The following is a 24,256-nucleotide window of genomic DNA, read 5'->3' on the forward strand; positions in this document are numbered from 1 at the left end:
GAAGCCAGAATCAGAAAGTGCCGTGACGTCAACGGTTTGGGTGCGTCGGTTAAAATGACGACCGGGTGGGGAGAGAGGACATGGCGGGGTACTCGACACGGATCAGGGCCGACATCGAGCGGTGGCGGCAGGCAGGACTGATCGACGCCTCGACGGCAGACGTGCTGAGGCGCGACGTCGAGGTCAACGCCCGCCAGTCGCTCAGCTTCGGCTCGATCCTCGCAATGATGGCGGCCCTTCTCTTTGGAGCCGCCATCCTGATCTTCGTCGCCGCCAACTGGGATGCGATTCCGCGCCTGGCGCGGGTGGCGGCGCTATTTGCCATTATCCTCGGCGGCTATGTCGGCGGCGCGGTGCTGAAGACGCGCGACCACGCGGCAATCGGCGAAGCGCTGTGGATCGTGGCGGCGGCCGCGTTCGGCGGCTCGATCGCGCTGATCGGCCAGATGTACCATTTGTCTGGCGACGAGGCTTCGGCTCTGGTCACCTGGGGCGCCGGCACGGCGTTGGCGGCGGTGGCGCTGCGCTCAAACCCGCTGACCGTGGCAGCAGTTGGCATCGCCGACGCCTGGCTGTTCCTGAAAGGGTTCGATTATTACAGCCGCAGCGGCTTTCCGCATGCCTTCGTCGTCATGGCAATCGTGCTGTTTGCCATCTCGTTCTGGACCCGCAGCCAGCCGGCGCGGCACCTGATCATCGTGTCGCTGCTCTTCTATCTCATATTGCTGGCGATGGATCATGCGACGCTGCCGGTAGCGATCCCGCTGGTCATCGTTTCGGCGCTGCTTTTCGCGGGTTCGGTCTTTGCGCCGGAACCTGTCGACAGGATCGTGCAGCTCGGCGGCCGCTTGCCGCTGCACGCATTGCTCGGCTTCCTCATCGGCCTGGCCATCATCCAGTTCGAACTGGCCGACGAAAGTACGTACAACAGCGGCTTCGCCATCGCTTCGGTCGTCGCGCTGGCCGGCATCGTCGCGGCTATCGTGCTCGCAGGGCGCGAGAGCCGGGGCCTGCGCTGGCTTGCCTATCTCGGTTTCGCCTTCGAACTCGCCATCATCTACGTCGTGACCTTGCAGTCGATGCTCGATACGGCCGGCTTCTTCCTTGCCGCCGCGGTACTGCTCGGCGTGCTTGCGATCGTCATCATCCGCGTCGAAAAACGCATGAAGGGTCCAGTCAGCGGGGGAGCCACGGCATGATGACCGGAAAGAGGCTTGTCATCTCGGCGCTGGTGCTGGCGCTCGTCCAGATCGGATTCCTGAGCTGGATCATCGCTGGACGGGCGGCGATCCTGCGCAATGGCAAGGAAGTGCTGCTGAAGATCGAGCCCGTCGACCCACGCGATCTGCTGCGCGGCGACTATATCATCCTCGGCTACGACATCTCGCGCATACCGGTGAAGATGATCGCCAACATTCCGGCCGACAAATTCTCCAGCGACGATACCTCGATCGTGGTCCGGCTGAAAAAGGGCGCCGATGGCTACTGGACACCGACCATCGCCTGGTTCGGCAAGGCGCCGACGCCGGCCGCCGCGGAGGAGGCCGACATTTCGGGCCATGTCGCCGCCGGTTGGGACCTGCGTGGCGAAGGCATGACAATCGCGCCGGATTACGGCATCGAACGCTTCTATCTGCCCGAAGGCGAGGGACTGGCGATCCAGACCGACATGCGGGTGCGGCCATTCGGGATCAAGCTGGCGCTCGCCGCCGATGGCACGGCGCAGATCAAGGCGCTGGTGGATGGCGACAAGACGCTGTTCGAGGAGCCGCTTTACTAGGTCGTGGGAGGCACGATAACGCCGGTCCTCGTTCGCCAAGGCTTCGGAGGACACTCCTTCGTCTAACGAGCTTCGTGTGGCCTGCCACCCAAAGTTCGAAGAGCGAAGGGTGGTGCGGGTAGAGGGACTCGAACCCCCACGATCTCTCGCCAGAACCTAAATCTGGTGCGTCTACCAGTTCCGCCATACCCGCGTGGCCCGGCAATCCCATGTAGCCATCATTCTGTCAATGTCGGAGACAACATGTCGGGTCAGGACCGAAATGTGGTTATTCGCCTAAACGCGAAGACTGTTGAAAATTGGGCTCGCCTGTGACAAAAGGCGTGTCAAATGTGACGGGACGCGACGATCCGCTTCTGCAGAATGTGATAAGAAGTAGGAAAAACAAGAACTTATTCACATTTTGGAACGCAGTTTGGGAGAGTTTGAGCCGCATTTCCGGTCAAATCGCCAGGTTCCGTACCAAAAGCCATTCCCGGCAAGAATTACCGGCAGGCTGTGAACGGCAGGGAGCCGTTTGGCAGTCTCATTGGTGAAAACAAAGGTTTTACGATGCAGGTCACCGAAACACTCAATTCCGGTCTCAAGCGCGAGATCAAGATCACCGTGCCGGCCGGTGATATGGAAGCCAAGCTGATGGCCCGGCTGTCGGATGCCCGCGACAAGGTCCGCATCAACGGCTTCCGTCCGGGCAAGGTGCCGGTGCAGCACCTGCGCAAGGTCTATGGCAAGTCGTTCATGGCCGAAGTGGTCAACGAGATCCTCAACGACTCGACCCGTTCCATCATCACCGGGCGCGGCGAAAAAGCCGCCATGCAGCCCGAGGTGATCATGACCGAGGACGAGAAGGAAGCCGAGAAGATCCTGGCCGGCGGCGCCGACTTCGAATTCCGCCTCAACTATGAGGTCATCCCGGCGATAGAGATCAAGGATTTCTCCGACATCAAGGTGACGCGGCAGGTGTTCGACGTTCCCGATTCGGAAATCGACGACCAGGTCAAGCGCGTCGCCGAATCGGCACGCAGCTACGAGCCGAAGGCCGGCAAGGCCGCCGAGGGCGACCGGGTCAGCATCGACTATGTCGGCAAGATCGACGGCGAGGCTTTCGCCGGCGGCGCCGGCAACGACCAGCCGCTGGTGCTGGGCTCCAAGGAGTTCATTCCGGGCTTCGAGGAACAGCTGATCGGCACCAAGGCCGGCGACGAGAAGCAGGTCACCGTAACCTTCCCGGAAAACTACCAGGCGGCGCATCTGGCCGGCAAGGAGGCGACCTTCGACGTCACCGTCAAGGAAGTGTCGAAGCCGGGCGAACTGGAAATCAATGACGAGACCGCCAAGAACCTTGGCCTGGAGTCGCTTGAGCGCCTGCGTGACATCGTGCGCGGCCAGATCGAGAACCAGTTCGGCTCGATGACGCGCCAGAAGGTCAAGCGCCAGCTACTCGACCAGCTCGATGCGGCCTATTCGTTCGAAGCACCGTCGAAGCTCGTCGAGGCGGAGTTCAACAACATCTGGGCACAGGTCAACCGCGACCTGGAGGCCGCAGGCCGCACCTTCGCCGACGAAGAGACGACCGAGGAAGAGGCGCGCGCCGAGTACATGCGTCTGGCCGAGCGCCGCGTGCGCCTTGGCCTGGTGCTGGCCGAGATCGGCGAGAAGGCCGGCGTCACCGTGTCGGATGAGGAACTGCAGCGCGGCCTGTTCGAGCAGGTTCGTCGCTTCCCGGCCAACCAGCAGCAGGAAGCTTTCGAGTTCTATCGCAGCAACCCCGAGGCGCTCAACGCGCTCAGGGCGCCGATGTTCGAGGAGAAGGTTGTCGACCACCTGCTCGAGCAGATCTCGGTCACCGACGTCAAGGTCAGCAAGGAAGAGCTGATGGCCGACGACGAGGAGGCCGAAACCGCGACCAAGGCGAAGCCGGCCAAGAAGGCCGCCGCGAAGAAGGCTGACGACAAGAAAGCCGACGACGCGGAAGAGCCGAAGAAGAAGGCCGCACCGAAGAAAAAGGCGGCCAAGGACGCCGAATAGACCGGACATTCCAACGAATTCCGAAAGGCCGCCTCCGGGCGGCCTTTTTCGTTGCGAAATTGCAACATCGGATTCGTTCCTGGTGGGCACCGGTGGCGGTGCGAAGCCTTGATCATTATCTGGTTGGTTGGAAGACCAGAGGTAGTTGGCAATGTCGTTGCGGGTGTTCGTGGAACTGAGGCGCGCCGCCGCCACCGTGTTTTTCCTGGCCTTGGCCTGCGGCGCTGCCGGGGCCGGCACGGACAATTGGCGTTTCGATACCGGCAATGACGGCCTCGTCACCGCCTCTCTCTATGCCACTAACAAGTTGATCACCGGGGGCGGCGCGCTGAGCTACAGCCCGGTGCTGACAATTGCCTGCCGGGCGGACGGCGAGCCCGCCTGGACCGAATGGCTGCAGTTGAACGACGCGGTCTCCGCCAGCCGGAAAATCACCATGTCGGTCACGATCGACAGGGACAGCAAATTCGACGAGAGCTGGTCGGTCGGCACACGCGCCAGGATGCTGATGCGCGATGGCGCCGACGGCATAAAGCGCCTCGTTCCGGCAAATCGCCTGCTGCTGTCGTGGCGTTTCGGGCTTCTGTCCGGGCGCGGTCAGGCCGATTTCGACCTGGCCGGCTTCGGTGAGGCGGTCAGCCAGATTGCCGCGACTTGTCAGACGGAAGTGCCCTGAGCCACCGCAGACCGCCTAAAGCGCGTCGCGTCGCAACGGTTTGACGCGCTTTTGGCCTTTGCTTCCATGCATGTCGTTGTTCCCGAAACCGTAATCAATTTTGGGCGACATGCATCAAACCTTCGTACGGTCGACCTCTTCTACCTGCCAGCCAGATTCTGTGGTATATAGATGCCGCAATTCCATATGGGGAGAAGCGGATAATCTGTTCTCCCGTGCAAGGCGCATGGTACCGACATGCGCGCAGATCGTCTCAGGGACATTTGACGATCAGGAGGAAATGCCATGCGCTTGATCGCGTTTTTCGCCGTCGCCTCTCTTGCAACCTTCATCGCCAATCCATCGCAAGCTCAGGACGCTGCGGCTGGTGAGAAGGTCTTCACCAAATGCAAGGTTTGCCACATCGCGGACGAGGACAAGAACAAGATCGGTCCATCGCTGCATGGCGTCATCGGCCGCACCGCCGGTACGCATCCGGATTTCAAATATTCCGATGCCATGATCGCCGCTGGCAAATCCGGCGTCAAATGGGACGAACCGACATTGACGACCTACCTTCATGACCCCAAGGCCATGGTCAAGGGGACCAAGATGACGTTTCCCGGCCTCAAGACCGATGCGGACGTGGCCAACGTCATTGCCTATCTGAAACAATTCTCTCCGTAACCCTGTTCTTTCACCGGCTGATATGTCGACCCAGGAAGGCCGCCTCAAGGATACCGGCATCCGCCTCTCGGAAGCGACAGCGGGCGACTTCTTCGCGCTCTTGAAGCCGCGAGTGATGGCGCTGGCCGTATTCACCGCTTTCGTCGGCCTGATGGTGGCGCCCGGCGCGATGAATCCGGTCATTGCCGTGATTGCAATCGGTGCGATTGCAGTCGGGGCAGGGGCGGCCGGGGCCCTCAACATGTGGTACGACGCCGACATCGACGCGCTGATGTCTCGCACATCAAAGCGGCCCGTTCCGTCGGGCCGCGTCACGCCAGGCGAAGCTCTCGGCTTCGGCCTGGTGCTTTCGGCGCTTTCGGTCATGACGCTCGGCGTGCTGGTGGGGTGGCTTGCCGCGCTGCTGCTGGCCTTCACCATCTTCTTCTACATCGTCATCTATACGATGTGGCTGAAGCGCTCGACGCCGCAGAACATCGTCATCGGCGGCGCGTCGGGTGCCCTTCCTCCGGTCATTGGCTGGGCGGCCGCGACTGGCGCCATCGGCATTGAGAGCTTGATCCTGTTTCTGATCATCTTCCTGTGGACGCCGCCGCATTTCTGGGCACTGGCGCTGTTCAAGGTCGGCGACTACGCGGCTGCCGGCATTCCGATGATGCCGAACGTGGCCGGCCAGGCCTCGACCAGAAGACAGATATTCGCCTATTCGCTGCTCTTGGCGCCGATCGGCGTGCTGCCCTGGATGCTCGGATTCGCGAGCGCGTTGTATGGGATTGCGTCGGCTGCATTGGGCACGGGTTTCATCTGGCACGCCTGGAAGGTTCTGGTCGTTGCAGACAAGGACACGAAGCCTGCGAAAGCGTTGTTTGCCTTCTCGATTTTCTATCTTTTCGCGATCTTTGCCACACTGCTTGCCGACACCGTCGCAACACGGGCGTTCATGTCAGCCGGAGGTTGACGCCGTTGTCGCCACACCCGCCGGCTCGACACCGCCAGTCCGCAATTGTTGCGTTGAAGACCCTGCGAGCAGACCAGGATCGGCTCCGAGATCAAGATGGTATTGCCCAAAATCCCAGGATCAGCAAAGCGACTATGCCAAGGCCGAGTATGAGAAGCGTCCTTCCGTCCATGACCTTCACCTTTGACCCGGCGCATGAGCCTGAAAATCGAAATCGATCTTCAGCAGGAACCATGCGTCAATCAACGTGGTACGGCGCCCTTCGCGTGTCTAAAAAGGGCGCGCGGCGCTGTACCAGAATATCGAAAAAACCCCGCCGGAGCTAGCCAGACCGGCGGGTCTCCCTCTGACAAAGCGCGACAAGTCTCCGGCAAGAGAGTATGTTGTTTGCGGTGCAGGTCGCGGTTTTGCGTGGCCAGTCACACAGAACGGCAGCACCACGAAACCGCGACCTTACCGGACCAGGTCTGGAGGAACGGTCATGGCAAGCTTTCACGTGATTGCAGGTTCCAGCGAGACGCTGGAACATATCGGAATTCGAAAAATCGGTGTTTCCGACCTTTTCGACGCGCTCAAGCGGGGCGTCGACGATTTCATGGTCAAACCATCGCACATCGTTTTTCTCTGCCTGATCTATCCGCTGGTGGGAGTCGTGCTCGCCGCCTGGACTTCCGGCGCCAATGCTTTGCCGTTGTTGTTTCCACTGGTCTCGGGTTTCGCGCTGGTTGGCCCGTTCGCGGCGATAGGCCTCTATGAAATTAGCCGCAGACGGGAAGCCGGGCTCGACACTTCCTGGCGGCACGCATTCGAAGTCAGAAATTCTCCGGCGCTCCCCGCCATCGCGGCGGTCGGGATCATGCTTCTGGCAATCTTCATCACCTGGCTTTTGACGGCGAAACTCTTCTACGAATATCTCTTCGGTCCGGCTCCGCCGGAATCGATATCCAGCTTCATCAATGAGATATTCGCCACCGGACGCGGCTGGTCGCTGATTGTCCTGGGGCATGCCATAGGCTTCGTCTTCGCAGTGGTGGTTTTGTGCACAACGGTTGTCGCCTTCCCATTGCTGCTCGATCGCGACGTCGGCGCCTACGAAGCCATTCACACCTCGGTGCGTGCGGTGCTGGCGAACCCGATCACCATGGCTGTCTGGGGACTGATTGTCGCCGTCGCCCTGATCATCGGGTCGCTGCCGGTGTTCGTCGGGCTGGCCGTCGTGTTGCCGATCCTCGGTCACGCCACCTGGCATGTCTACCGCAAGGTCGTGGAGCCGCCAGCCGGGTCGGCGAGTTGAGGACCTTGCGCCTCCCTGCATCGGCGAGGTGCCGGTGCAGGGCGGATCGAAGCCGTCAGGAAGCCGGGTGACTGAAGCGGCCCTGGTATGCGCCCATGGTCAGATTGCGGAAATCCTTGCCGCTGACATGCACCAGCGTTCGATGGTCGCCGCCTTCGAAGTAGACGTCGGCGGCGTCGCCAAGGCTTTCATCGACGATCACCGGCACATCGTAGGCGGCGCCGATCGGCGGGATGGCGCCAGTGTCGCAATCATCGAAGAGCAAAATCACCTCGTCTTCGGAAGCAAGGCCAAGACGCTTGTCCATGACGTCTTGCAACCTGCCAAGTTCGATCCTGTGGGTGCTCGGAACCACGGCCAGCGTATAGCCAAGCTCGTGGTGAACGACCACGGATTTCGCCATGATGCTGCCGGGCACATGCGCGGCTAGTGCCGCCTGCCGGCTTGTCGACGTGCGATGGTGAGCGACGGTGTCGTAGGAAATTCCCTTGCCGTCGATGAAGTCCTTCAATTTGTTTGCGATCGTCATCCTGGCCTCCCTTGTTTGAGCATGTTCTTTTCCGAACCGAAGATCAGCACGGCAAACCCGGGTCCATTTTTAGGAAAACTGGACCAGCGGCCGATAGTTTCAAGGCGCCGGCAAGAGGGCTGCACGCATGCGAGATCCGTGGGTTCTGCCCGGAAATGCCAAGGGCAAATCCGGTGTGCGCGTCAGGGGCCGGCTCCGAAAAACGACAGCCGGGTGAAAAGCGTGTAGTCGGCCTCAAAGACCATCATGGTCACGAACACCAGCACCAGTATCGGCGGCAGAATGATCGCATAGGCCAGCGCCAGCCGTTCCCAGGCCATGTGCATGAAGACAGCGACGATCAGCCCTGCCTTGAGGATCATGAAGATCAGGATCAGCGACCATCTGAGATAGCCGTGAAGGCCGAAATAATCGACCAGGTAGGAGCAGGTGCTGAGGATGAACAGCCATGCCCAGACCACCAGATAGAGCTTGATCGGATGTTCCTGATGCAAGTCGGCATGTACGATGGCCGCCGGCGCTTCATGTGCATGGCCAGTGTGAAGTGCGTGTTGCCCCAGGCCGTTTGCGGTTGCTTCAGCCATATCTGCCTCTCACCAAAGATAGAAGAATGCGAAGATGAACACCCAGACCAGATCGACGAAGTGCCAGTACAGCCCCATGATCTCGACATTCTCGTAGCGGCCCGTGCGGCTGGTGAAGAATCCGCGCCGGCCGGTGTCGTAGTCTCCACGCCAGACCTTGCGGGCCACGATGATCAGGAAGATCACCCCGATCGTCACATGGGTGCCGTGGAAACCGGTGATCATGAAGAAGCATGAGCCGAATTGCGCGGCGCCCCAGGGATTGCCCCAGGGCCGCACCCCTTCGGTGATAAGCTTGGTCCATTCGAAGGCTTGCATGCCGACGAAGGTCGCGCCGAGTGCCGCGGTTACAAGCATGAGGATCGCCGTCTTGCGGCGGTCGCGGCGATAGCCGAAATTGACCGCCATGGCCATCGTTCCGCTGCTTGAGATCAGCACGAAGGTCATGATGGCAATAAGGATCAGCGGGATATCGGAGCCACCGATGCGAAGCGCAAAAACCTCACTCGGATTGGGCCACGGCACACGCGTCGAAATGCGCGCGGTCATGTAGGAGAGCAGGAAGCAGCCGAAGATGAAGGTGTCGCTGAGCAGGAAGATCCACATCATGGCCTTGCCCCAGGACACGTTCTTGAACGCACGCTGATCTGAGGACCAGTCGGCGGCAATGCCTTGCCAGCCCGTGGGCCGTGGTTCCGTCTGGCCGATATGTGTCAGTGTCTCTGCCATCCGCTTGATCCTCTCAGGTCAGCAATCGTTGGCAAATGTCGACGAATGTCGCGGCCCAGCCGGCCAGCAGCGCGAAGATGGCGAGCCAGACGAAGAGCAGGAAATGCCAGTACATGGCGCACAGTTCGACGCTGAGGCGAAGCCGCTCCGGCCGCGCTCCATTCCAGGCGCCGGCGGTGGTTCTGCCGAGGCCCACAAGCCCGCCCAATATGTGCAGGCCATGCATGCCGGTGATCAGGTAGAAAAAGCTGTTGGCCGGATTGGAGCTCAGGAGATAGCCGTCGTCGGTCAGTTGCCGCCATGCCATGAGCTGTCCGATCAGGAAGGCGAGCGCCGTGAGCCCGGCGGTGACAAGACCGAGCCTGACCATGTCGACTTGGCCCCTGCGCGCCGCCACCGAGGCGCATTGCAGGGCTACGCTGCTCAGGATCAGCACGCCGGTGTTGAACCAGAGCAGCCGCGGCAGCGGCAGCGGCTGCCAGTCCGACACCGTCATCCGCATGAAATAGGCGCTGGTGAAGAGCGCGAACAGGCAGCCGACAACGGCGAGGAAGACGCCGAGGCCGATCTTGGCGGTGGGCAGCGCCGACCTGTCGAAGGCGACAAAATCGCTGGCCAGGCCTTGCTCGAGCCATGGCTTGCCCATCAGCCTCTGGTGTGAAAGCCACCATCCGGCAAAACCGGCAATGACGAGCAGGAAGACCAGGATGACGCTCATGCCGGTTCCCTCGAGGGGCCGAAGGAGCCCGGCATGTTCTGCGGAATGAAGTCCTCCTTGGCGCCCGGCACGCTGTAGTCATAGGCCCAGCGGTAGACGATCGGCAGATCCTTGCCGAAATTGCCGTGGGCCGGCGGTGTATGCGGCGTCTGCCATTCGAGGGTCGTGGCCCGCCACGGATTGCCGCCGGCCTCGCGGCCATGGCGGATGCTCCAGATCAGATTGAACAGGAACACCATTTGGGCAAAGCCGACGATGAACGCCATGATGCTGATGAACGAGTTCAGGTGGTGGGCCGACTCCGTCATGATCGTCATGTCGGTCAGTTCGGCATAGCGCCGCGGCACGCCCATCAGGCCGAGATAGTGCATGGGAAAGAAGATCAGATAGGCGCCGAGGAAGGTGACCCAGAAATGGAACCGGCCCAGCATCTCGTTGAGCATCCGGCCGGTGACCTTCGGGTACCAATGGTAGATCGCGCCAAAAACCACGAGGATCGGGGCGACACCCATGACCATATGGAAGTGGGCAACGACGAACATGGTGTCGGACAGTGGGACATCGACGACGACATTGCCGAGAAACAGCCCGGTCAGCCCGCCGTTGACGAAGGTGACGATGAAGGCCAGGGCAAACAGCATCGGTATGGTGAGATGGATGTCACCGCGCCACAGTGTCAGCACCCAATTGTAGACCTTGATGGCCGTCGGAATGGCGATGATCAGTGTCGTGGTGGCGAAGAAGAACCCAAAATAGGGGTGCATGCCGCTGACATACATGTGGTGTGCCCAGACCACGAAGCTCAGCGCGCCGATGCCGACGATGGCCCAGACCATCATCCGGTAGCCGAAGATGTTCTTGCGGGCATGGGTGCTGATCAGGTCGGATACGATGCCGAAGGCCGGCAGCGCCACGATGTAGACCTCGGGATGGCCGAAGAACCAGAACAGATGCTGGAACAGGATCGGGCTGCCGCCATTGTGCGGCAATTGCTCGCCCATCTCGGAGATCGCCGGCATGAAGAAGCTTGTGCCGAGCGCGCGGTCGAGTAGCATCATCACGCTGGCGACGAACAGCGCCGGAAAGGCAAGCAGCGCCATGACGGTCGCGGTGAAGATGCCCCAGACGGTCAGCGGCAGGCGCATCATCGTCATTCCGCGCGTGCGGCCCTGCAGCACCGTCACCACATAGTTCAGGCCGCCCATCGTGAAGCCGATGATGAACAGGATCAGCGACGAGAGCATCAGGATGATGCCCCAGCCCTGGCCACCCGGTGTGCCGCTCAAAATGGCTTGTGGCGGGTACAGCGTCCAGCCGGCCCCCGTCGGTCCGCCGGGCGCAAAGAAGCCCGACACCAGAACCAGCACGGCGAGCAGGTAGATCCAGTAGCTCAGCATGTTGACATAGGGAAAGACCATGTCGCGGGCGCCGACCATCAACGGGATCAGGTAGTTGCCAAAGCCGCCGAGGAAGAGGGCGGTAAGCAGGTAGATCACCATGATCATGCCGTGCATGGTGATGAACTGGTAGTAGGCCTCCGGAGTGATGAAGTCGAACGTGCCGGGGAAGCCGAGCTGCAGCCGCATCAGCCAGGACAGCACCAGGGCGACCAGACCGATGCCCGTTGCTGTCGCCGAATACTGGATCGCGATGACCTTGGCGTCCTGCGAGAAAACGTATTTCGTCCACCAGCTGCGCGGATGATAGAGTTCCACTTCCGCGACTTCGGCGGGCGGGATGCCGTCCGCAGGGGTGATGTCGACCATAGGAACACCTCCGGTCCTTCTCAGCGAGCTCCGGCCGTTTCGAGCTTTGCTGCAATTTTCAAACCCGTCGTCTTGCCCGGCGCCTGCTCTACCGAACCGGTTTGCTGCGGCGCCGACAACTGCGCGAAAGTCTGCTGCTGGCCAAGCCAGGCCACGTAGTCCTGCTGCGTGTCGACCACGACCACGCCATGCATCAAGGGATGCCCTTGGCCGCAGAGTTCGGCGCACAAGACCTGAAAGGTCCCGGTCCTGGTCGGAGTGAACCAGAAATAGGTGACCGAGCCCGGGATCATGTCCATCTTGGCGCGGAATTCCGGGATATAGAAATCATGAAGCACGTCGATGGAGCGGAGCAGCATCTTGACCGGCTTGCCGACCGGCAGATGCAGATCGGCCGCTTCGACCACGACATCGTCCTGACCATTGGGATCGCCGCCGATCACGCCCAGTGGATTGTCGGCGGAGACGTCGCGGGTGTCGGATGTGCCAAGCTTGCCGTCCTTGCCGGGCAGACGGAAACTCCACTGCCACTGCTGGCCGACGACTTCGACGTCGGTTGCGTCGCTTGGGACGTTGACAAACCGGCTCCAGACGAACAGGCCGGGAACCAGCAACGCCGTGACCCCGACCGCGGTGACGATCGTCAGCCACGATTCGAGCCGCTTGTTTTCAGGTTCGTAGGCAGCCCGGTTGGCTTCCCGATGACGGAAACGGAAGACGCAATAGGCCATGAATAGAACCACTGCGGCGAACACGATGCCGGTGATCCAGAAGGTGATGATGATGGTATTGTCGATATAGGCCCAGTTCGAGGCAATCGGCGTCCACCACCATGGGCTCAGCAGGTGAAACAACACTGAGCCCACGACGATCAAAACGAGTACAAGCGCTACGGCCATGTCCCGTTCCTCCAGGCATTCCAAGAGGCGCGAAGCCGTCCAGGGAAATACCTGGCCCATTATAGCTTATTTTGGGGTCGCAATTCTAGAGCCGACTATGTTGATTGAAAAATCCCGGCTCTTGCCCTTGGCCTGGCGCCAGTCCCGCCGTCTAGATCAGCAGCAGGCCCTTCATGCTGGAATAGCCTTTTCGCCCGATGATGATGTGGTCGTGGACTGAGATGCCCAGCCGCTTGGCCGCTTCGATGATCTCTTTCGTCATCTCGATATCGGCGCGTGACGGCGTCGGATCGCCGGAAGGGTGGTTGTGGACCAGGATGATGGCCGTGGCGGACAGTTCGAGCGCGCGCTTGACCACTTCCCTGGGATAGACGGGCGTGTGGTCGACCGTGCCGGTCTGCTGCACTTCGTCTGATATCAGCGCGTTCTTCTTGTCGAGGAACAGGATGCGGAATTGCTCGCGCGCCTCGAACGCCATGGCCGAGCGGCAATAGTCGAGAAGCTGCTGCCATGAGGCCAGGACTTCGCGGCCGTGGATCTCGCCGCGCGCCATGCGCTGGGCGGTCGCCGCGACGACCTTCAGTTCGAGCGCCACGGCCGGGCCGATGCCCTTGACCTCCTGCAACAGGCCGACGGGCGCGCCGAGCACCTCGGCCAAGGTGCCGAAGCGGGCGAGCAGCGCCTTGGCCACCGGCTTGGTGTCGGCGCGCGGGATCAGGCGGAAGAGCAGGAGTTCCAGAAGCTCATAGTCGGGCAAGGCATCCGGGCCGGCCGACGCAAAGCGCTCGCGCAGGCGATCGCGATGGCCGAGATAATGCGGCTTTTCATCGGCTGCCGCCTTGGCTCTCGCCGCCGACCGCACCGGCACCTCGGAGAAGAAACTCCGCTCATCGTCGTCGCCTTGTGTCGCCATGCGCCGCCCATATCCAGCCCGCAGCTGAGCAATGATCGCTGATCCCCACGAAATACTAGGACGGCGGACAGGGGCGGTCGAGGTCTTTTGTCTTTTCAACGCTGTCAATCAGCCCACAGCCGTCGAGCAGCCGGAATTGCTCCCCAGTCGGCGGCAAGGAATGAGTAGTTTCCAACTTTCGCGCAATGTTGCGGCAATGGGGGGCGCCCAAGCCGGGAGATCCTGCGCATGCTGGATCGCCGCGAGCGTTATCGGGAAAGGCACGACTAATACCCGCGCGAACGCTTCGATCCATGCACCGATGGCAGGGTCAGCGATGGCCGTCCGCGCAGTTGCCGCGAAATAATGCGCTGGTTCCGAGACCAGGACGAGGACGAAGACCGGCGGCCACGCAAACACTGGAAATAGGCGCGAAAACAACCAGACGATAGAGAGGACGGCCTCCTAGGCGGGCAAGCCGGGGCGGTCGAGCTTTTTGGGCGACAGCGTAAAGATCTCGCAGCCGGTGTCGGTTACGCCGACAGTGTGCTCGTATTGCGCCGACAGCGAGCGGTCGCGTGTCACCGCTGTCCAGCCATCCGACAGCACCTTCACATGCGGTCGGCCGAGGTTGATCATCGGCTCGATGGTGAAGATCATGCCGGGGCGCATTTCCACGCCTTCATTGGCATTGCCGTAGTGCAGGATGTTGGGGGCGTCGTGGAACAGCTGGCCGACTCCGTGGCCGCAGAAATCGCGCACCACCGAGCAGCGCTCGGCTTCGGCATAAGTCTGGATGGCGGCGCCGATGGCGCCGGTGCGCGCGCCTGGCCTGACGGCGGCGATGCCGTGCATCAGGCATTCGTGGGTGACCTCGAGAAGGCGTTCGGCCGCCCGCTTGATCGTGCCGACCGGATACATGCGCGAGGAATCGCCGTGCCAGCCATCGAGGATGTAGGTGACGTCGATGTTGACGATATCGCCATCCTTCAGCGGCTTGTTGTCGGGAATGCCGTGACAGACGACGTGGTTGATCGAGGTGCAGGACGATTTCGTATAGCCGCGATAGTTGAGCGTGGCCGGCAGTGCGCCGTGGTCCATGCCGAACTCGAAGACGAAACGGTCGATCGTGTCGGTGGTGACGCCGGGGCCGACCATCGGCACCAGTTCGTCAAGGCAGCGCGCGGTGAGGTCGCATGCCTTGCGCATGCCGGCAAAGCCTTCCTCGCCATAAAGGCGGATCTGGCCGGTGTTTCTGAGCGGTGCCGTGGCGGCGTCGAGATAGGTGACCATTTTGTCCGTATAGAAGGTGGCGCGCCGCAGGAGTGCTGGCGCTAAGATGTCACCAGATTTGGCACTTGGGGGCGAAAGGTTCAAGGAAGAACTGCCTGATGCAGCTCCAGCGCCGGGATATTCGCATGCCGAGGCGATCCTTTTCCCGGTTTTGCATGGCGTTCGCTTTCCATTGTGGCCATCGTGCGTTAGGCGGGGTGATGTTTTGGAGGTCGCATCCGTTCCCGGCGGTCCGGCGCATCAAGTCCCTTGAATCGCCACTGACGGCAGCCTGCTCATGTCTGATGGGCTTGGTGCTGCTGGCGATGCTGTGTCTCGGCCGGCCGGACACGCCCATTTCCTGGGATGCCGCGCAAGGCGGTGCCAGCGTTGGCCTCGAACGGTCGGGTGAGGTCGCAGCGCTGCTGCGTGTCGCCAACAAGGCCCAGGCGCTGGAGGTTCGCGGCGCCCGGCCGGTGCTTGCGAAGTTCGCCGGCGGCCATCCGGCCCTCCCGGTTCCGCAGGCTGTCTTCCGTCGCCCCGCCCCGACGTCGCCGGAGATGTTTGTCGCCGGCCATGGGCCGGTCTGCGCGCCCCGTGTCAGCACCAACCAGCCGCGTGCGCCTCCCTCCACGCGAGCCTGAGCGGTCCGGGACCGCACGTTCACCTCCATTCCAAGCCATTCGCGTCGCAACCCGTGCGGCGGCCGAGAGCCGCGCATTGGTGGCGCGGCGCGTCATTTTCGGATCATTGCAATGCAACAGCGTATCAAGACATTCAAAAGCCTGTCACGCGCGGCCTCGGCTGCTTCATTTCTTTCCGTCCAGGCGCTCATCGGTATCGGAACCGTTTATTGGGCGATCGCCGAGACGCTCTATTTGTCGAGAACCGGAGCGCTCGTCCTCGGCGCCCTGTTCGCCTTGCCGTCAGCCTACGTTCTGCTGACGGTGGCGCGGATGGCCTTCGACGCGGAGACCGATCCGGCCAACCAGTGACCGAGGGTTCAAGACGTCCGTGTTCGAAAGTTCACGGGCGTCTGCTGGTCCTTGCCGCAGCAAACGGTCGCGGTTGACTGCGGCAAATCGTCCGCTTCCGCAGTGGCGACACATTCTCACGACATAAGATGGCGAGCAACTTTTTACGACGAGCGGCGTTGCTTGGGACTATGCCGGTTCGGGAGATGTCGGATGGACAGATTGCAATTCGAGGTGCCGGTGCGCATTGCACCAGGTCCCGGCTTGCCCGTCGAGGAAATCTACGGCGTCGAGCAGGCGCTCGATTTTCTGCAGGACTGGCCGGCACGCCGGCAGGGGCCCGTGTATCAGAAAGCCTTCAATGCCTGTTTTGGCGCGACCGTCGATGTGGTCAAGACCGAAGACGCCTGCCGGGCGTTCATGGCGTTCTGCCGCGTCACCGGACTTATGGCGGGCGACATGATGGCGCCACGCAAGCGCGGCGGTGAGGCGCGAGCACTGCAGGCTTGAGAGCCGCGCCGAATGGCGTAAACCAGCTCAGCTTCGAGTGCGTATGACAATTCGCGTGCGGGGAATGCATTGGCCGGCGCCGTTAAGCTTCCGTTTCCACTTTCGCGGTTAGCCATTGCTTGTTCGGCAATGGTTGATTCGTTGCGTCAGTTTCATGGTTCGGAAGATGTCCCCAGAAAAAGTCCGTGCGTTCCCGATCGATCGTCAGTTATTCTTGGTCAGGGAAGTTGCCGCCAGGCTCGGCAATCTGCATGGCGAGACCGCCACCTCGTTCTGGAAGGCAAAAGCGGCGGAGTTGCTCGATCTCGTTGTCGGGACGGGCAGGGACAGAACGGCGGCCAGTGACGAAGTACGCAGGTTTTTCCTTGCCGTACAAAGAGAACTGTTGGCTGGGTCGGTTGCTGAGCCAGCTCCAGTTCTTTCCGCCTGAAGCAGATATCATCCCAAAGATCGCGCTACTGGTTCGAGTTTTCTTGGCTCATCCTTCGAGTCGGCCACTGCCGGTGCCGTCGCATGTTGTTGGGGCCAGACGGCGCTGATCCCAGTTCGCGGTGATAGGTCCTAAGCCGGGCCGCTTGATCCTGTCCCCATACCGGCTCCCCCATGCAGCGCGGCGTGGTCGTTTCGTCAGGGAACGGTAAACAGCCGGCGCCCCGTCCGTTGGCCCCCTGTTCGTCCAGATGGCCGCGTGCACCCATTAAGAATGGCGGCCTTCATCAAAAATGAGCCAAAGTTTTTAGGCGTTCATTCATACATGCGTGTTTTCTAATGGATTATGGTGTTCAACTGCTTCACCCGAATCCGGCTCATGGCGGCCAGCATGCGCCGCAGCAGATCGGCGAATGTCGCCACCATCTTTGCCCTCACCTTGCCGATCGTTGTCGGTGCGGCGGGTTTTGGCGTGGAAACCTCCTATTGGTACTATAACAGCTTGAGACTGCAGGCCACGGCGGATGCCGCAGCCTATGCCGGCGCACTGGAGCAGATCTCGGGTTCGGATACGCCGACGATCGTCGCTGCCGCGACCCAGTCTGCTGCAACGAATGGTCTTGGCGCCGGCACGATCGTCGTCAATACACCGCCGGCATCCGGGCCGAACACGGCCAAGAAAGCGGTTGAAGTTATCGTCGGCCAAAAGCTCAATCGTATGTTCACCCTGATCTTCACCCAGAGTCAGGTTCCAGAACAGGCGAGGGCGGTGGCGCTCATCACTGACGCATCCAAGGCCTGCCTCCGGGCGCTCGATCCCTCGGCCTCGCAGTCGGTGCTCGTCTCCGGCAGCGCCAGCATGAAGCTCACCGGCTGCGTCATCATGACGAATTCGATCGCCCAAGACGCCATTAAGGTGCAGGGATCGGCGGCTCTCCAGGCCGACTGCCTGATCTCGGCGGGCGGCGTCGTGCTGAACAATCCGGTGACCACGATCTGCAAGGCGCCGATCACCCAGGCCTTGCCCATACCCGATCCGTTCGCCAGCGTGCCAGCGCCTGCCGCCAGCAACCCATGCCAGACTCTCAAAAATAATAAGACGACGCAAACAATCCAGCCCGGGACTTATTGCAGTGGCATGGACCTCTCCGGAAATGTCACGCTTTCGCCCGGCGTCTATGTCGTTCAGGGGAATTTGAAGATCAACGCGGGGGCAGTCGTCACGGGCAGCGGCGTCACCATCTTCATGGCGGGCAGCAGCACCGTCAGCATGAACGGGAATGCGACCGTGACGCTCAGCGCGCCTCAGTCGGGCACCTATTCCGGTATGCTGTTCTACGGTGACAGGACAGGCATGGCGGCGCAGAGCACCTTCAACGGTACTGCAGATTCCTTGCTGACAGGCGCCATCTATTTCTCCAAGCAGCAAGTCAACTACCTGGGCAACTTCTCAGGCAAGAATGGCTGCACGCAGGTTGTCGCCGACACTATCCAGTGGTCCGGCAATTCCACGATCAACCAGGACTGCTCGAGTCTGGGAATGAAGGACCTCCCGGCGGCGGCGTCAGTCGCGATTGTCGAATGAAGCCCGGGGCCTATCGATTGATTCCAGCCATTCGCGAAGACGCGGGCACTGCCGCGGTTGAGTTCGCGATGGTCTTGCCCATCCTGTGTCTGGTACTGCTCGGCATAGCCGACGGCTGGTCATACGTCACGAGTTCGCTGTCGATGCGCGCCAGCGTGAAGACGGCAGCGAACATGCTCTTGGCGGGCTCGGCCGACGACAGCGCGACGCAGGCCGCAGCACTGGCGAACTGGGAGAGGATGCCGGACGACGGTCAGGTCACGCTGAGCCGGATCTACAAATGCGGAACGACCGTGGTCGACGCTTCGACCTTGTGCAGCGGGCCGAAGGCACCGTCGGTCTTTGTCCAGATCGACGCATCGGCGACATGGACACCTCCCTTCACCTTCGGCGTCTTTTCCGCCCCCAGCACGATCGGCCAGCAGGAGCTGATCCGTGTTCGGTAATGCGGGAGGCTTCAAGGCCGATCGATCGGGCGGAGCCGCGCTCGAATTCGCGCTCATCGCACCGTTCCTTATCATGCTGCTATTCGGAATCTTCGCCTTCGGCTGGTCGATGAATTCGGCCTCCAGCGTTCGCTACACGCTGGAGGCGTCCGCACGGTCCCTGCAACTTAACAACACGTTGTCCCAAACTGCCCTCCAGTCGATCGCGACGCAGAAATTGCAGGCCCTGGGCCTGCACGATGTCAACGTCACGATCGCCATCGATCCGGCGAGCGGCGGCTTTCGCATGGCGCATCTGACCGCCACCTATGCCTTCGTCATAGACTTCCCATACTTCGACGGCTTCCCGATCAATTACGCGACGACGGTGACCGTGCCGCTGGTCGGCAGTTAGACACGCAGTCTGACCACGAAGCTGCTGGCCTCGAGCCCCGTGGTCAGGCTCTTTTCCGCAATGGGGTGTTGCCGAAATTTTTACCCAAGACATGAAGAATCTTTAAACTTCTGCACGTTACCAAAGCACGCATGGCCTCGTGGCGGAGCGGCTACGCTAGAGACTGCAAATCTCGGAAGCCTCGGTTCGATTCCGAGGCGAGGCCTCCAAAATTCCGAAGCAATGGACTGGCTCGGGCGGAAGTAAATCCCATTCCCGGTTCATTTCCGCGTCACGCCGAGCGATTCCGCGTGGCCGCAAAAATGCTCTATCGGAACAGATATTTCGAGACCTCGGGATTGCCGCGGCGCCACATCACATTGTCCAGGAAATAGTGGTGCACGTTGATGAAAATCAACACGATGAAGAAGAACAGCGACGATCCCAGCACCTCCTGGTCATAGGGGATAAGGGCCGTCAGCGCGGTCGGAATCAGCCAGAAACCCAGACCGCCGAGGAGGAGGCCAGCACTGATGAACTCCACAAGCCGCACCCTGTAGGCCGGACCAAGAATGGACAGGATTCCGGACGGCGGAACTTTCTCGACATCGCGCCCGTCACGCTCGACATTGCTCTGGTAGCGCCAGACCACCGCCAGGTACTGCAAGGAATGGAGCGCCGGCACCACGAGCAGCCAGAGCGGATTTGTCCTTACAATCAGAATCCAGAGATAGAGCGACGCGACGTAGGCGATGACGCCGTTATATGGCAGGCTGCCGCCATTCCTGCCCCAACGATTGATCAGCATCACGGCAGTGGCGGCCGTTGACGCGGCCGCGGCCGACAGCCCAATCGCATTGAGCCATGCAGGGGTGGCAAACGTATAATACTCCAGTCCCAGGTACTTTCCCCGGCTGACCGCCGTGTTGGTCTGAAGCCATGCGAACAGCCAGACGGCATAGCTGTTGATCAGTAGGATTTTCTTGTCCGGATCGGTGAAGAACCTGCGCTTCAGGACGGCATCCACCATCAACATGCCGTAGCCTTGCTTGACGTAGTGCCAGCCGACGAAAAAGAACATCGCGTTGGTTGCGTTTCCCAGCAGCCGGGCGTTCGCCGTGATCGAGCCGTAGGCAAAAAATGCGCCCATGAGCAGGGGAACGACGATGCCGGCGAAGATGTAGCGGAGCTGGAGGTTCCTGTCGTAGCCGTCGCCGCGCAGCTTCCGTCCGAAATTGCGGTAGAAGAGTTGGTATGAGTGGGCGAAGTGCGGATAGTTGATCACATAAGCCAGGAAGAGCATCGTCGCCGCCACCAGACTTTCGTACCTCAGTGGCACGAAGTACAGCGCCGGCAATATCAGGAATGCGCTGCCGCCAAGCATCAGAAAATCCGCGAGCGGACCAAAGAGATATTTTGGGGGCGTTGCCGCGGGAGCGCGTACATCGGCCGAAAGGTGAACCATCATATGAGCGCTCCTTTCGCATCCATTTAATCACCGGCCCGTCCGCTCGACAAGATAGAGGAGCCGAGCGGTCAGCGCGAAGGCATGGCTGCAGCCGACGTCGTAGCCGGCGATATTGTCGACGCGGTGCCGCCCCCTGCCAAATCGCATCGGCCAGCCATTGGCCGCGTAGGATCGGGAGAGAGACCGAGGTCTGATAGACTGGCATTGGTGACCGGGAGGAACGCGCTGTAACGGCCTCGCAAGCTCGGTTTTGCCGCTCGAAGTTCCCGCCACGAGCGGAAGAGCCAAGACCAGGGTTGTCATTTGAGGATGACGTAGAGTGGAATCAGGATAGAAAAAGCGGCGACGCCAGTGAGAAATAGGTCTGTGATCATGCGCCGCCGCGGTGCGCGACGTACACGAAATGTCGGTATCTACGCAAAACCCGCCCCCATTATTGCCCCAACTGAGCATCGCGTAGTCACGGCAGGAATGCAAGCATCGTCTAAATTAGGAGTGCGCAATCATCTAACCGTAGCGCAAGCTTCACGGTTCCGACCGCGGTCTATCCCCGGTCGTGACCGCCTTGCGCGGCACCAGGGGATAACCGATCTGGCCAAAGATGTTTGAGGGGATCGGATCGTCGACGCCGTACTTGGCCGGCATTGAGGCTGTAGGCACGCGATAGGTGCCAAACACCAGGTCGATGAGCGCCAGTTGGCCGGCGAAGTTGCGGTCATAGGCGGCTCGCTCGCCGGCATGGTGCCAGTGATGGAACTGCGGACCGGCGATCAGCCAGGTCAGCGGCCGAAGCCGATCTTGGTGTTGGAATGGACCAGCATCGTGTGCCCCATATAAATCACCGAATAGAGCGCGATGGCCTCGCCGCTGAAGCCGAGCAGGAACACCGGCAGCAGCGCCGTTGCCTTGGTGACGATCTGGTCGACGGGGTGGACGTGGAAGGCGGCGAGGCAGTCCATTTCCTCGACGCTGTGATGGATGGCATGGAAGCGCCAGAGGATCGGGACGGCATGAAAGGTGCGGTGCGCGGCGTAGACGCCAAGGTCGGTCAGCACGATGATTTCCAGTACCTGCATCCAGGTCTGCTGGCCCGCCACCCCCGTCGTCACCCCGTCCGGCACCAGCAAGGCGAGCGCGCTGAAGATCGGCACGAAGATCAGGCCGCCGACGAAGTTGACGACGAAGCCGTTGAAGGCCGCGTAGGACAGGTCGTTGAAAAAGCCCTTGCGAAAAATCCGTTGCAGCCGCCGCAACGGAAACAGCCGTTCCAGCGGAATGAAGATCAGCAGGCCGATCGCGACCGCCTTCAGGCCGAACAGGTCGGCGATCTGCTGTATCGCATCCACGCCCCCAACCCTTCCCAACGGACAGAGAGGATATCCAAAGCACCGCGATCACCGCCGTGCAAGGCGGAAGGTGTATAGGAGGTTAATTCCTGTTCGGCGCTAGGTCAGCCAAAGCGCGTAACGCTTTATCCATGCCTCGTCTCTTTGACGCCTCAGTTCGTATTCCGGCACCAATGCCGAGTTTACGACGGCGGCTGGATGCCTCGGCCATATATGATCGCCGGCTTTCTGCACGCCCCAAATGGCGATCAGCACGACGGTCGTTACACCGCAGACTCGTCCAAAAGATAGTCGTTCCATCGGCACCGGTCCCCTCTGCCGCCAGGGATGATGAGCAAATAGTCCCAACAAAGCATGAACGAGCGGTCCGCTGAACGGTCCCTCGCAAACGTCAACCTCTCTTTGCACGGCTTTCATGGATAATCAGCGCGATCACCAGACGTTCGAATTGGAGGCACTGCGTGCGCGACCGCGGACTGAAGGACCGCCGACCAAGGGCTGGACACCATGGAAAGCCGGCGCCGGTATTCCTCCGTCCGCAGCCGAACTGTTCAGGCAAATTCACTGGCGTTATTCGTCGGATATTCGACGCATCGTCTCAAAACGGAGCTCAGTGCTTGAAAGATCTGGTACGCCCAAGGGGAATCGAACCCCTGTTACCGCCGTGAAAGGGCGGTGTCCTAACCGCTAGACGATGGGCGCGCTCAGACGAAGCGGCTTATACTGACGTTGCGCGCAACCGGCAACCCGTTAGGTGCCGCCTTGGACAACTTTTTTCCGGCCCGCCAAATCGGCGATTTCGCCCGGGTTGGCAGGGCCTGGTAATTTGCGGTGACGTCAGTCGCTTCGTCGTCCTCGGGCCGTCGCGACAAGGCTTCGCGTCTGCTTCGCACAGGAGTGACGAAGTCGAGTCGGCTTCGGCCAATCTTGAAGGTTCACGGGAACGCTATTGGCGGAGCCCAACAGGCTCAGGTCCATTGACGCTGTCAGCCGTCGCCACCGCCACTGCGCCGGCGGCAGCGCCAGTTCCAGTCGCGCTCGGGGCCGACGTCGACATGGACCGATTCGGTGTGGCAATAGGTGCCGACGCCGCCGCGGCCTGGCATGGTCCTGATGTAGTTCGCCAGCTCCCATTTGGAGACGCCGGGCACCTGGATGTCGGCGGCGGCGCAATACATGTGCAGCGAATTCTTGGCGCCGTTGGCTCGGCGGTTGCGGGCCGGGTCGCGATAGCCGGAGGTCACCATCATCTTGCGGCCGTAGTGGCCTTCGATCGTCTTCAGCACGCGCACGAGGGACGGCTTCAGGCAGGCGACGTCCACGCTCTCATTCTGCTTCAGGAGACCGTTGGGCGCCAGGCGGGCCATGCCGGCGGCCGACGCAACCTGATAGCTGCCACCCGAGCCTTCGTCCTCGTTGAGGTCGACGTCGCTTTCGTCGTCGAGGCCGGATTTGCGCTTGATCTCGAACAGGGCCGTCTGGCGCACGCCGGGCAAGGCATCGCTCCCGGTGATGTGACCGGCTTCGTCACCGGTCGAAGCCAACTGTATCGGCTTTGCCGTGGAATCGGCCGAGGCCAAAGTGATGATCGGCTTTGCCGCTGCCGGAGCGGACTTGGCCTGCACGGCCGGCTGTTCGCCCGATCGTGTGTTGACCAGCGGGGCGGGCGTTGCCGAAGCGGGGGTGGCGCCGAACATCGAGGCCAGGAAGCTTTTCTTCTTCGGCGCCTCGGCTTGTGGCGCCTCGCCGGCGGTCACATAGACCGGATTGTTCATCACCGGTGCCGCGGCCGGCTTCGGCGTCGTCGCGGCGGCATCGGCGGCGGCGATCTTCTGGGCGACCGCGTCGGTCTGCTGCGCCGTCTGTACCGGCTGCTGCAAGGCCTGCGGCGTCTGCCCCGCGATCGTTTCCACGCCGGCCGGCGTGGTGAGCGGAAAGGCGGCCTGCGGCTTGGCCATCGGTACGTAGGCAACTGTCTCGGGGAGCGCCGCGTCGCTTTCGCTCATCACGGTCGTCTGCTCCGTCGCCACCTGCGACGACGAATCTGTGGCGGCGAGGGGCTTGCTCGTGGAGGCGGCGTGGATGTCCGATGCGGAAGCATTATAGCCCGGCATTCCAACCGACATCGTCGGGTCGCCAGCCGATGTGCAGGAGGCTAGAAGCACGGAGCAGAGCGCTGCCACAATGGCGCGGCGTTCTCCCTTTGCGAGGCTCCATCCTGCTGATTTCAAAGTCAAATTCCCCCTCGATGTCCGGTCGGTACATCCGTGTCGCTGACTGGCATGTCCGCGTCAGGGCGACCTTTGTCTCCGATCCGGAAACGAGACCTGTGTC

Annotated in this window: 25 protein-coding genes and 3 tRNA genes; 15 read left to right on the forward strand and 13 right to left on the reverse strand. The window is 61.3% G+C overall.

The window, feature by feature from the left end; all coding sequences use genetic code 11:
- The first annotated feature begins 80 nt into the window (after positions 1–80).
- Positions 81–1,199, forward strand: a complete 1,119-nt coding sequence (locus EN845_RS24490; protein WP_127872649.1) for a DUF2157 domain-containing protein — start codon at positions 81–83, stop codon at positions 1,197–1,199.
- On the forward strand, positions 1,196–1,780 hold the full coding sequence (locus tag EN845_RS24495; RefSeq protein ID WP_127872648.1) for a GDYXXLXY domain-containing protein: 585 nt from the start codon (positions 1,196–1,198) through the stop codon (positions 1,778–1,780). Before EN845_RS24490 ends, EN845_RS24495 begins: the two co-directional genes overlap by 4 nt.
- A 110-nt stretch (positions 1,781–1,890) precedes the next feature.
- On the opposite strand, the gene EN845_RS24500 is transcribed toward EN845_RS24495, so the two are convergent.
- A tRNA-Leu gene (locus EN845_RS24500) sits at positions 1,891–1,973 on the reverse strand.
- A 359-nt stretch (positions 1,974–2,332) separates the two neighbouring features.
- Between EN845_RS24500 and tig the strand changes: the two genes are divergently transcribed.
- The 5 genes from tig to EN845_RS24525 all read left to right on the forward strand — a co-directional run bounded on the left by tig (position 2,333) and on the right by EN845_RS24525 (position 7,402).
- The gene (gene tig / locus EN845_RS24505; protein WP_127872647.1) at positions 2,333–3,808 is read left to right on the forward strand and encodes a trigger factor; all 1,476 of its coding nucleotides are present in this window, start codon (positions 2,333–2,335) and stop codon (positions 3,806–3,808) included.
- A 151-nt stretch (positions 3,809–3,959) separates the two neighbouring features.
- Positions 3,960–4,484, forward strand: coding sequence for a hypothetical protein (locus tag EN845_RS24510; protein WP_167531454.1), 525 nt, complete (start codon positions 3,960–3,962; stop codon positions 4,482–4,484).
- A gap of 285 nt (positions 4,485–4,769) precedes the next feature.
- A complete protein-coding gene (locus EN845_RS24515; RefSeq protein WP_127276663.1) occupies positions 4,770–5,150 on the forward strand; it encodes a cytochrome c family protein in 381 nt (126 codons plus the stop codon).
- A gap of 22 nt (positions 5,151–5,172) precedes the next feature.
- Complete coding sequence (locus EN845_RS24520) at positions 5,173–6,108, forward strand: heme o synthase (protein ID WP_127276665.1); 936 nt, start codon at positions 5,173–5,175, stop codon at positions 6,106–6,108.
- A 481-nt stretch (positions 6,109–6,589) separates the two neighbouring features.
- Positions 6,590–7,402, forward strand: a complete 813-nt coding sequence (locus EN845_RS24525) for a DUF2189 domain-containing protein (protein WP_127276667.1) — start codon at positions 6,590–6,592, stop codon at positions 7,400–7,402.
- Between the two features lie 55 nt (positions 7,403–7,457).
- On the opposite strand, the gene EN845_RS24530 is transcribed toward EN845_RS24525, so the two are convergent.
- The 8 genes from EN845_RS24530 to map all read right to left on the reverse strand — a co-directional run bounded on the left by EN845_RS24530 (position 7,458) and on the right by map (position 14,812).
- Positions 7,458–7,931, reverse strand: coding sequence for an aminoacyl-tRNA deacylase (locus EN845_RS24530; protein WP_127276669.1), 474 nt, complete (start codon positions 7,929–7,931; stop codon positions 7,458–7,460).
- Positions 7,932–8,113: 182 nt separating this feature from the next.
- Entirely contained in the window at positions 8,114–8,515 is a 402-nt protein-coding gene (locus EN845_RS24535; RefSeq protein ID WP_127276671.1) for a cytochrome C oxidase subunit IV family protein, read from the reverse strand.
- Between the two features lie 9 nt (positions 8,516–8,524).
- Positions 8,525–9,244, reverse strand: coding sequence for a heme-copper oxidase subunit III family protein (locus EN845_RS24540; RefSeq protein WP_127872646.1), 720 nt, complete (start codon positions 9,242–9,244; stop codon positions 8,525–8,527).
- A gap of 13 nt (positions 9,245–9,257) precedes the next feature.
- Complete coding sequence (locus EN845_RS24545) at positions 9,258–9,962, reverse strand: cytochrome c oxidase subunit 3 (protein WP_127872645.1); 705 nt, start codon at positions 9,960–9,962, stop codon at positions 9,258–9,260.
- Complete coding sequence (ctaD, locus tag EN845_RS24550; protein ID WP_127872644.1) at positions 9,959–11,728, reverse strand: cytochrome c oxidase subunit I; 1,770 nt, start codon at positions 11,726–11,728, stop codon at positions 9,959–9,961. The genes EN845_RS24545 and ctaD overlap by 4 nt, the downstream gene beginning before the upstream one ends.
- Positions 11,729–11,748: 20 nt before the next feature.
- Positions 11,749–12,627 (reverse strand): cytochrome c oxidase subunit II, encoded by an 879-nt coding sequence (locus EN845_RS24555; protein ID WP_127872643.1) that lies wholly within the window; start codon positions 12,625–12,627, stop codon positions 11,749–11,751.
- A 151-nt stretch (positions 12,628–12,778) separates the two neighbouring features.
- Entirely contained in the window at positions 12,779–13,540 is a 762-nt protein-coding gene (gene radC, locus EN845_RS24560; RefSeq protein WP_127276682.1) for a DNA repair protein RadC, read from the reverse strand.
- A gap of 444 nt (positions 13,541–13,984) precedes the next feature.
- The gene (gene map / locus EN845_RS24565; RefSeq protein WP_127872642.1) at positions 13,985–14,812 is read right to left on the reverse strand and encodes a type I methionyl aminopeptidase; all 828 of its coding nucleotides are present in this window, start codon (positions 14,810–14,812) and stop codon (positions 13,985–13,987) included.
- Positions 14,813–15,012: 200 nt separating this feature from the next.
- Here map and EN845_RS24570 point away from each other — a divergent pair, with 200 nt between their 5' ends.
- The 8 genes from EN845_RS24570 (at position 15,013) to EN845_RS24605 (ending at position 19,338) form a co-directional block, all read left to right on the forward strand.
- Complete coding sequence (locus EN845_RS24570; RefSeq protein WP_127872641.1) at positions 15,013–15,435, forward strand: hypothetical protein; 423 nt, start codon at positions 15,013–15,015, stop codon at positions 15,433–15,435.
- Positions 15,436–15,546: 111 nt separating this feature from the next.
- Complete coding sequence (locus EN845_RS24575; protein ID WP_127872640.1) at positions 15,547–15,786, forward strand: hypothetical protein; 240 nt, start codon at positions 15,547–15,549, stop codon at positions 15,784–15,786.
- Between the two features lie 192 nt (positions 15,787–15,978).
- Complete coding sequence (locus EN845_RS24580) at positions 15,979–16,275, forward strand: DUF982 domain-containing protein (RefSeq protein ID WP_127276690.1); 297 nt, start codon at positions 15,979–15,981, stop codon at positions 16,273–16,275.
- Between the two features lie 166 nt (positions 16,276–16,441).
- Entirely contained in the window at positions 16,442–16,705 is a 264-nt protein-coding gene (locus tag EN845_RS24585; RefSeq protein WP_127872639.1) for a DUF6074 family protein, read from the forward strand.
- A gap of 345 nt (positions 16,706–17,050) precedes the next feature.
- Positions 17,051–18,289, forward strand: coding sequence for a pilus assembly protein TadG-related protein (locus EN845_RS24590; protein ID WP_167531455.1), 1,239 nt, complete (start codon positions 17,051–17,053; stop codon positions 18,287–18,289).
- Entirely contained in the window at positions 18,286–18,735 is a 450-nt protein-coding gene (locus EN845_RS24595) for a TadE/TadG family type IV pilus assembly protein (protein ID WP_127276692.1), read from the forward strand. Before EN845_RS24590 ends, EN845_RS24595 begins: the two co-directional genes overlap by 4 nt.
- Complete coding sequence (locus tag EN845_RS24600; protein WP_127276694.1) at positions 18,725–19,129, forward strand: TadE/TadG family type IV pilus assembly protein; 405 nt, start codon at positions 18,725–18,727, stop codon at positions 19,127–19,129. The genes EN845_RS24595 and EN845_RS24600 overlap by 11 nt, the downstream gene beginning before the upstream one ends.
- Before the next feature lie 133 nt (positions 19,130–19,262).
- Positions 19,263–19,338 (forward strand) — tRNA-Cys (locus tag EN845_RS24605).
- 98 nt (positions 19,339–19,436) lie between these two features.
- Here the strand turns inward: EN845_RS24605 and EN845_RS24610 are convergent.
- The 4 genes from EN845_RS24610 to EN845_RS24625 all read right to left on the reverse strand — a co-directional run bounded on the left by EN845_RS24610 (position 19,437) and on the right by EN845_RS24625 (position 24,159).
- Positions 19,437–20,576, reverse strand: coding sequence for a hypothetical protein (locus tag EN845_RS24610; RefSeq protein WP_127872638.1), 1,140 nt, complete (start codon positions 20,574–20,576; stop codon positions 19,437–19,439).
- A 779-nt stretch (positions 20,577–21,355) separates the two neighbouring features.
- Positions 21,356–21,922 (reverse strand): sterol desaturase family protein, encoded by a 567-nt coding sequence (locus tag EN845_RS24615; protein WP_167531456.1) that lies wholly within the window; start codon positions 21,920–21,922, stop codon positions 21,356–21,358.
- 627 nt (positions 21,923–22,549) lie between these two features.
- Positions 22,550–22,624, reverse strand: a tRNA-Glu gene (locus EN845_RS24620).
- Between the two features lie 284 nt (positions 22,625–22,908).
- Positions 22,909–24,159, reverse strand: coding sequence for a YcbK family protein (locus tag EN845_RS24625; protein ID WP_127872637.1), 1,251 nt, complete (start codon positions 24,157–24,159; stop codon positions 22,909–22,911).
- Positions 24,160–24,256: the final 97 nt, after the last annotated feature.

This window comes from Mesorhizobium sp. M8A.F.Ca.ET.202.01.1.1 (genome assembly GCF_004791595.1).
Lineage (GTDB): Bacteria > Pseudomonadota > Alphaproteobacteria > Rhizobiales > Rhizobiaceae > Mesorhizobium.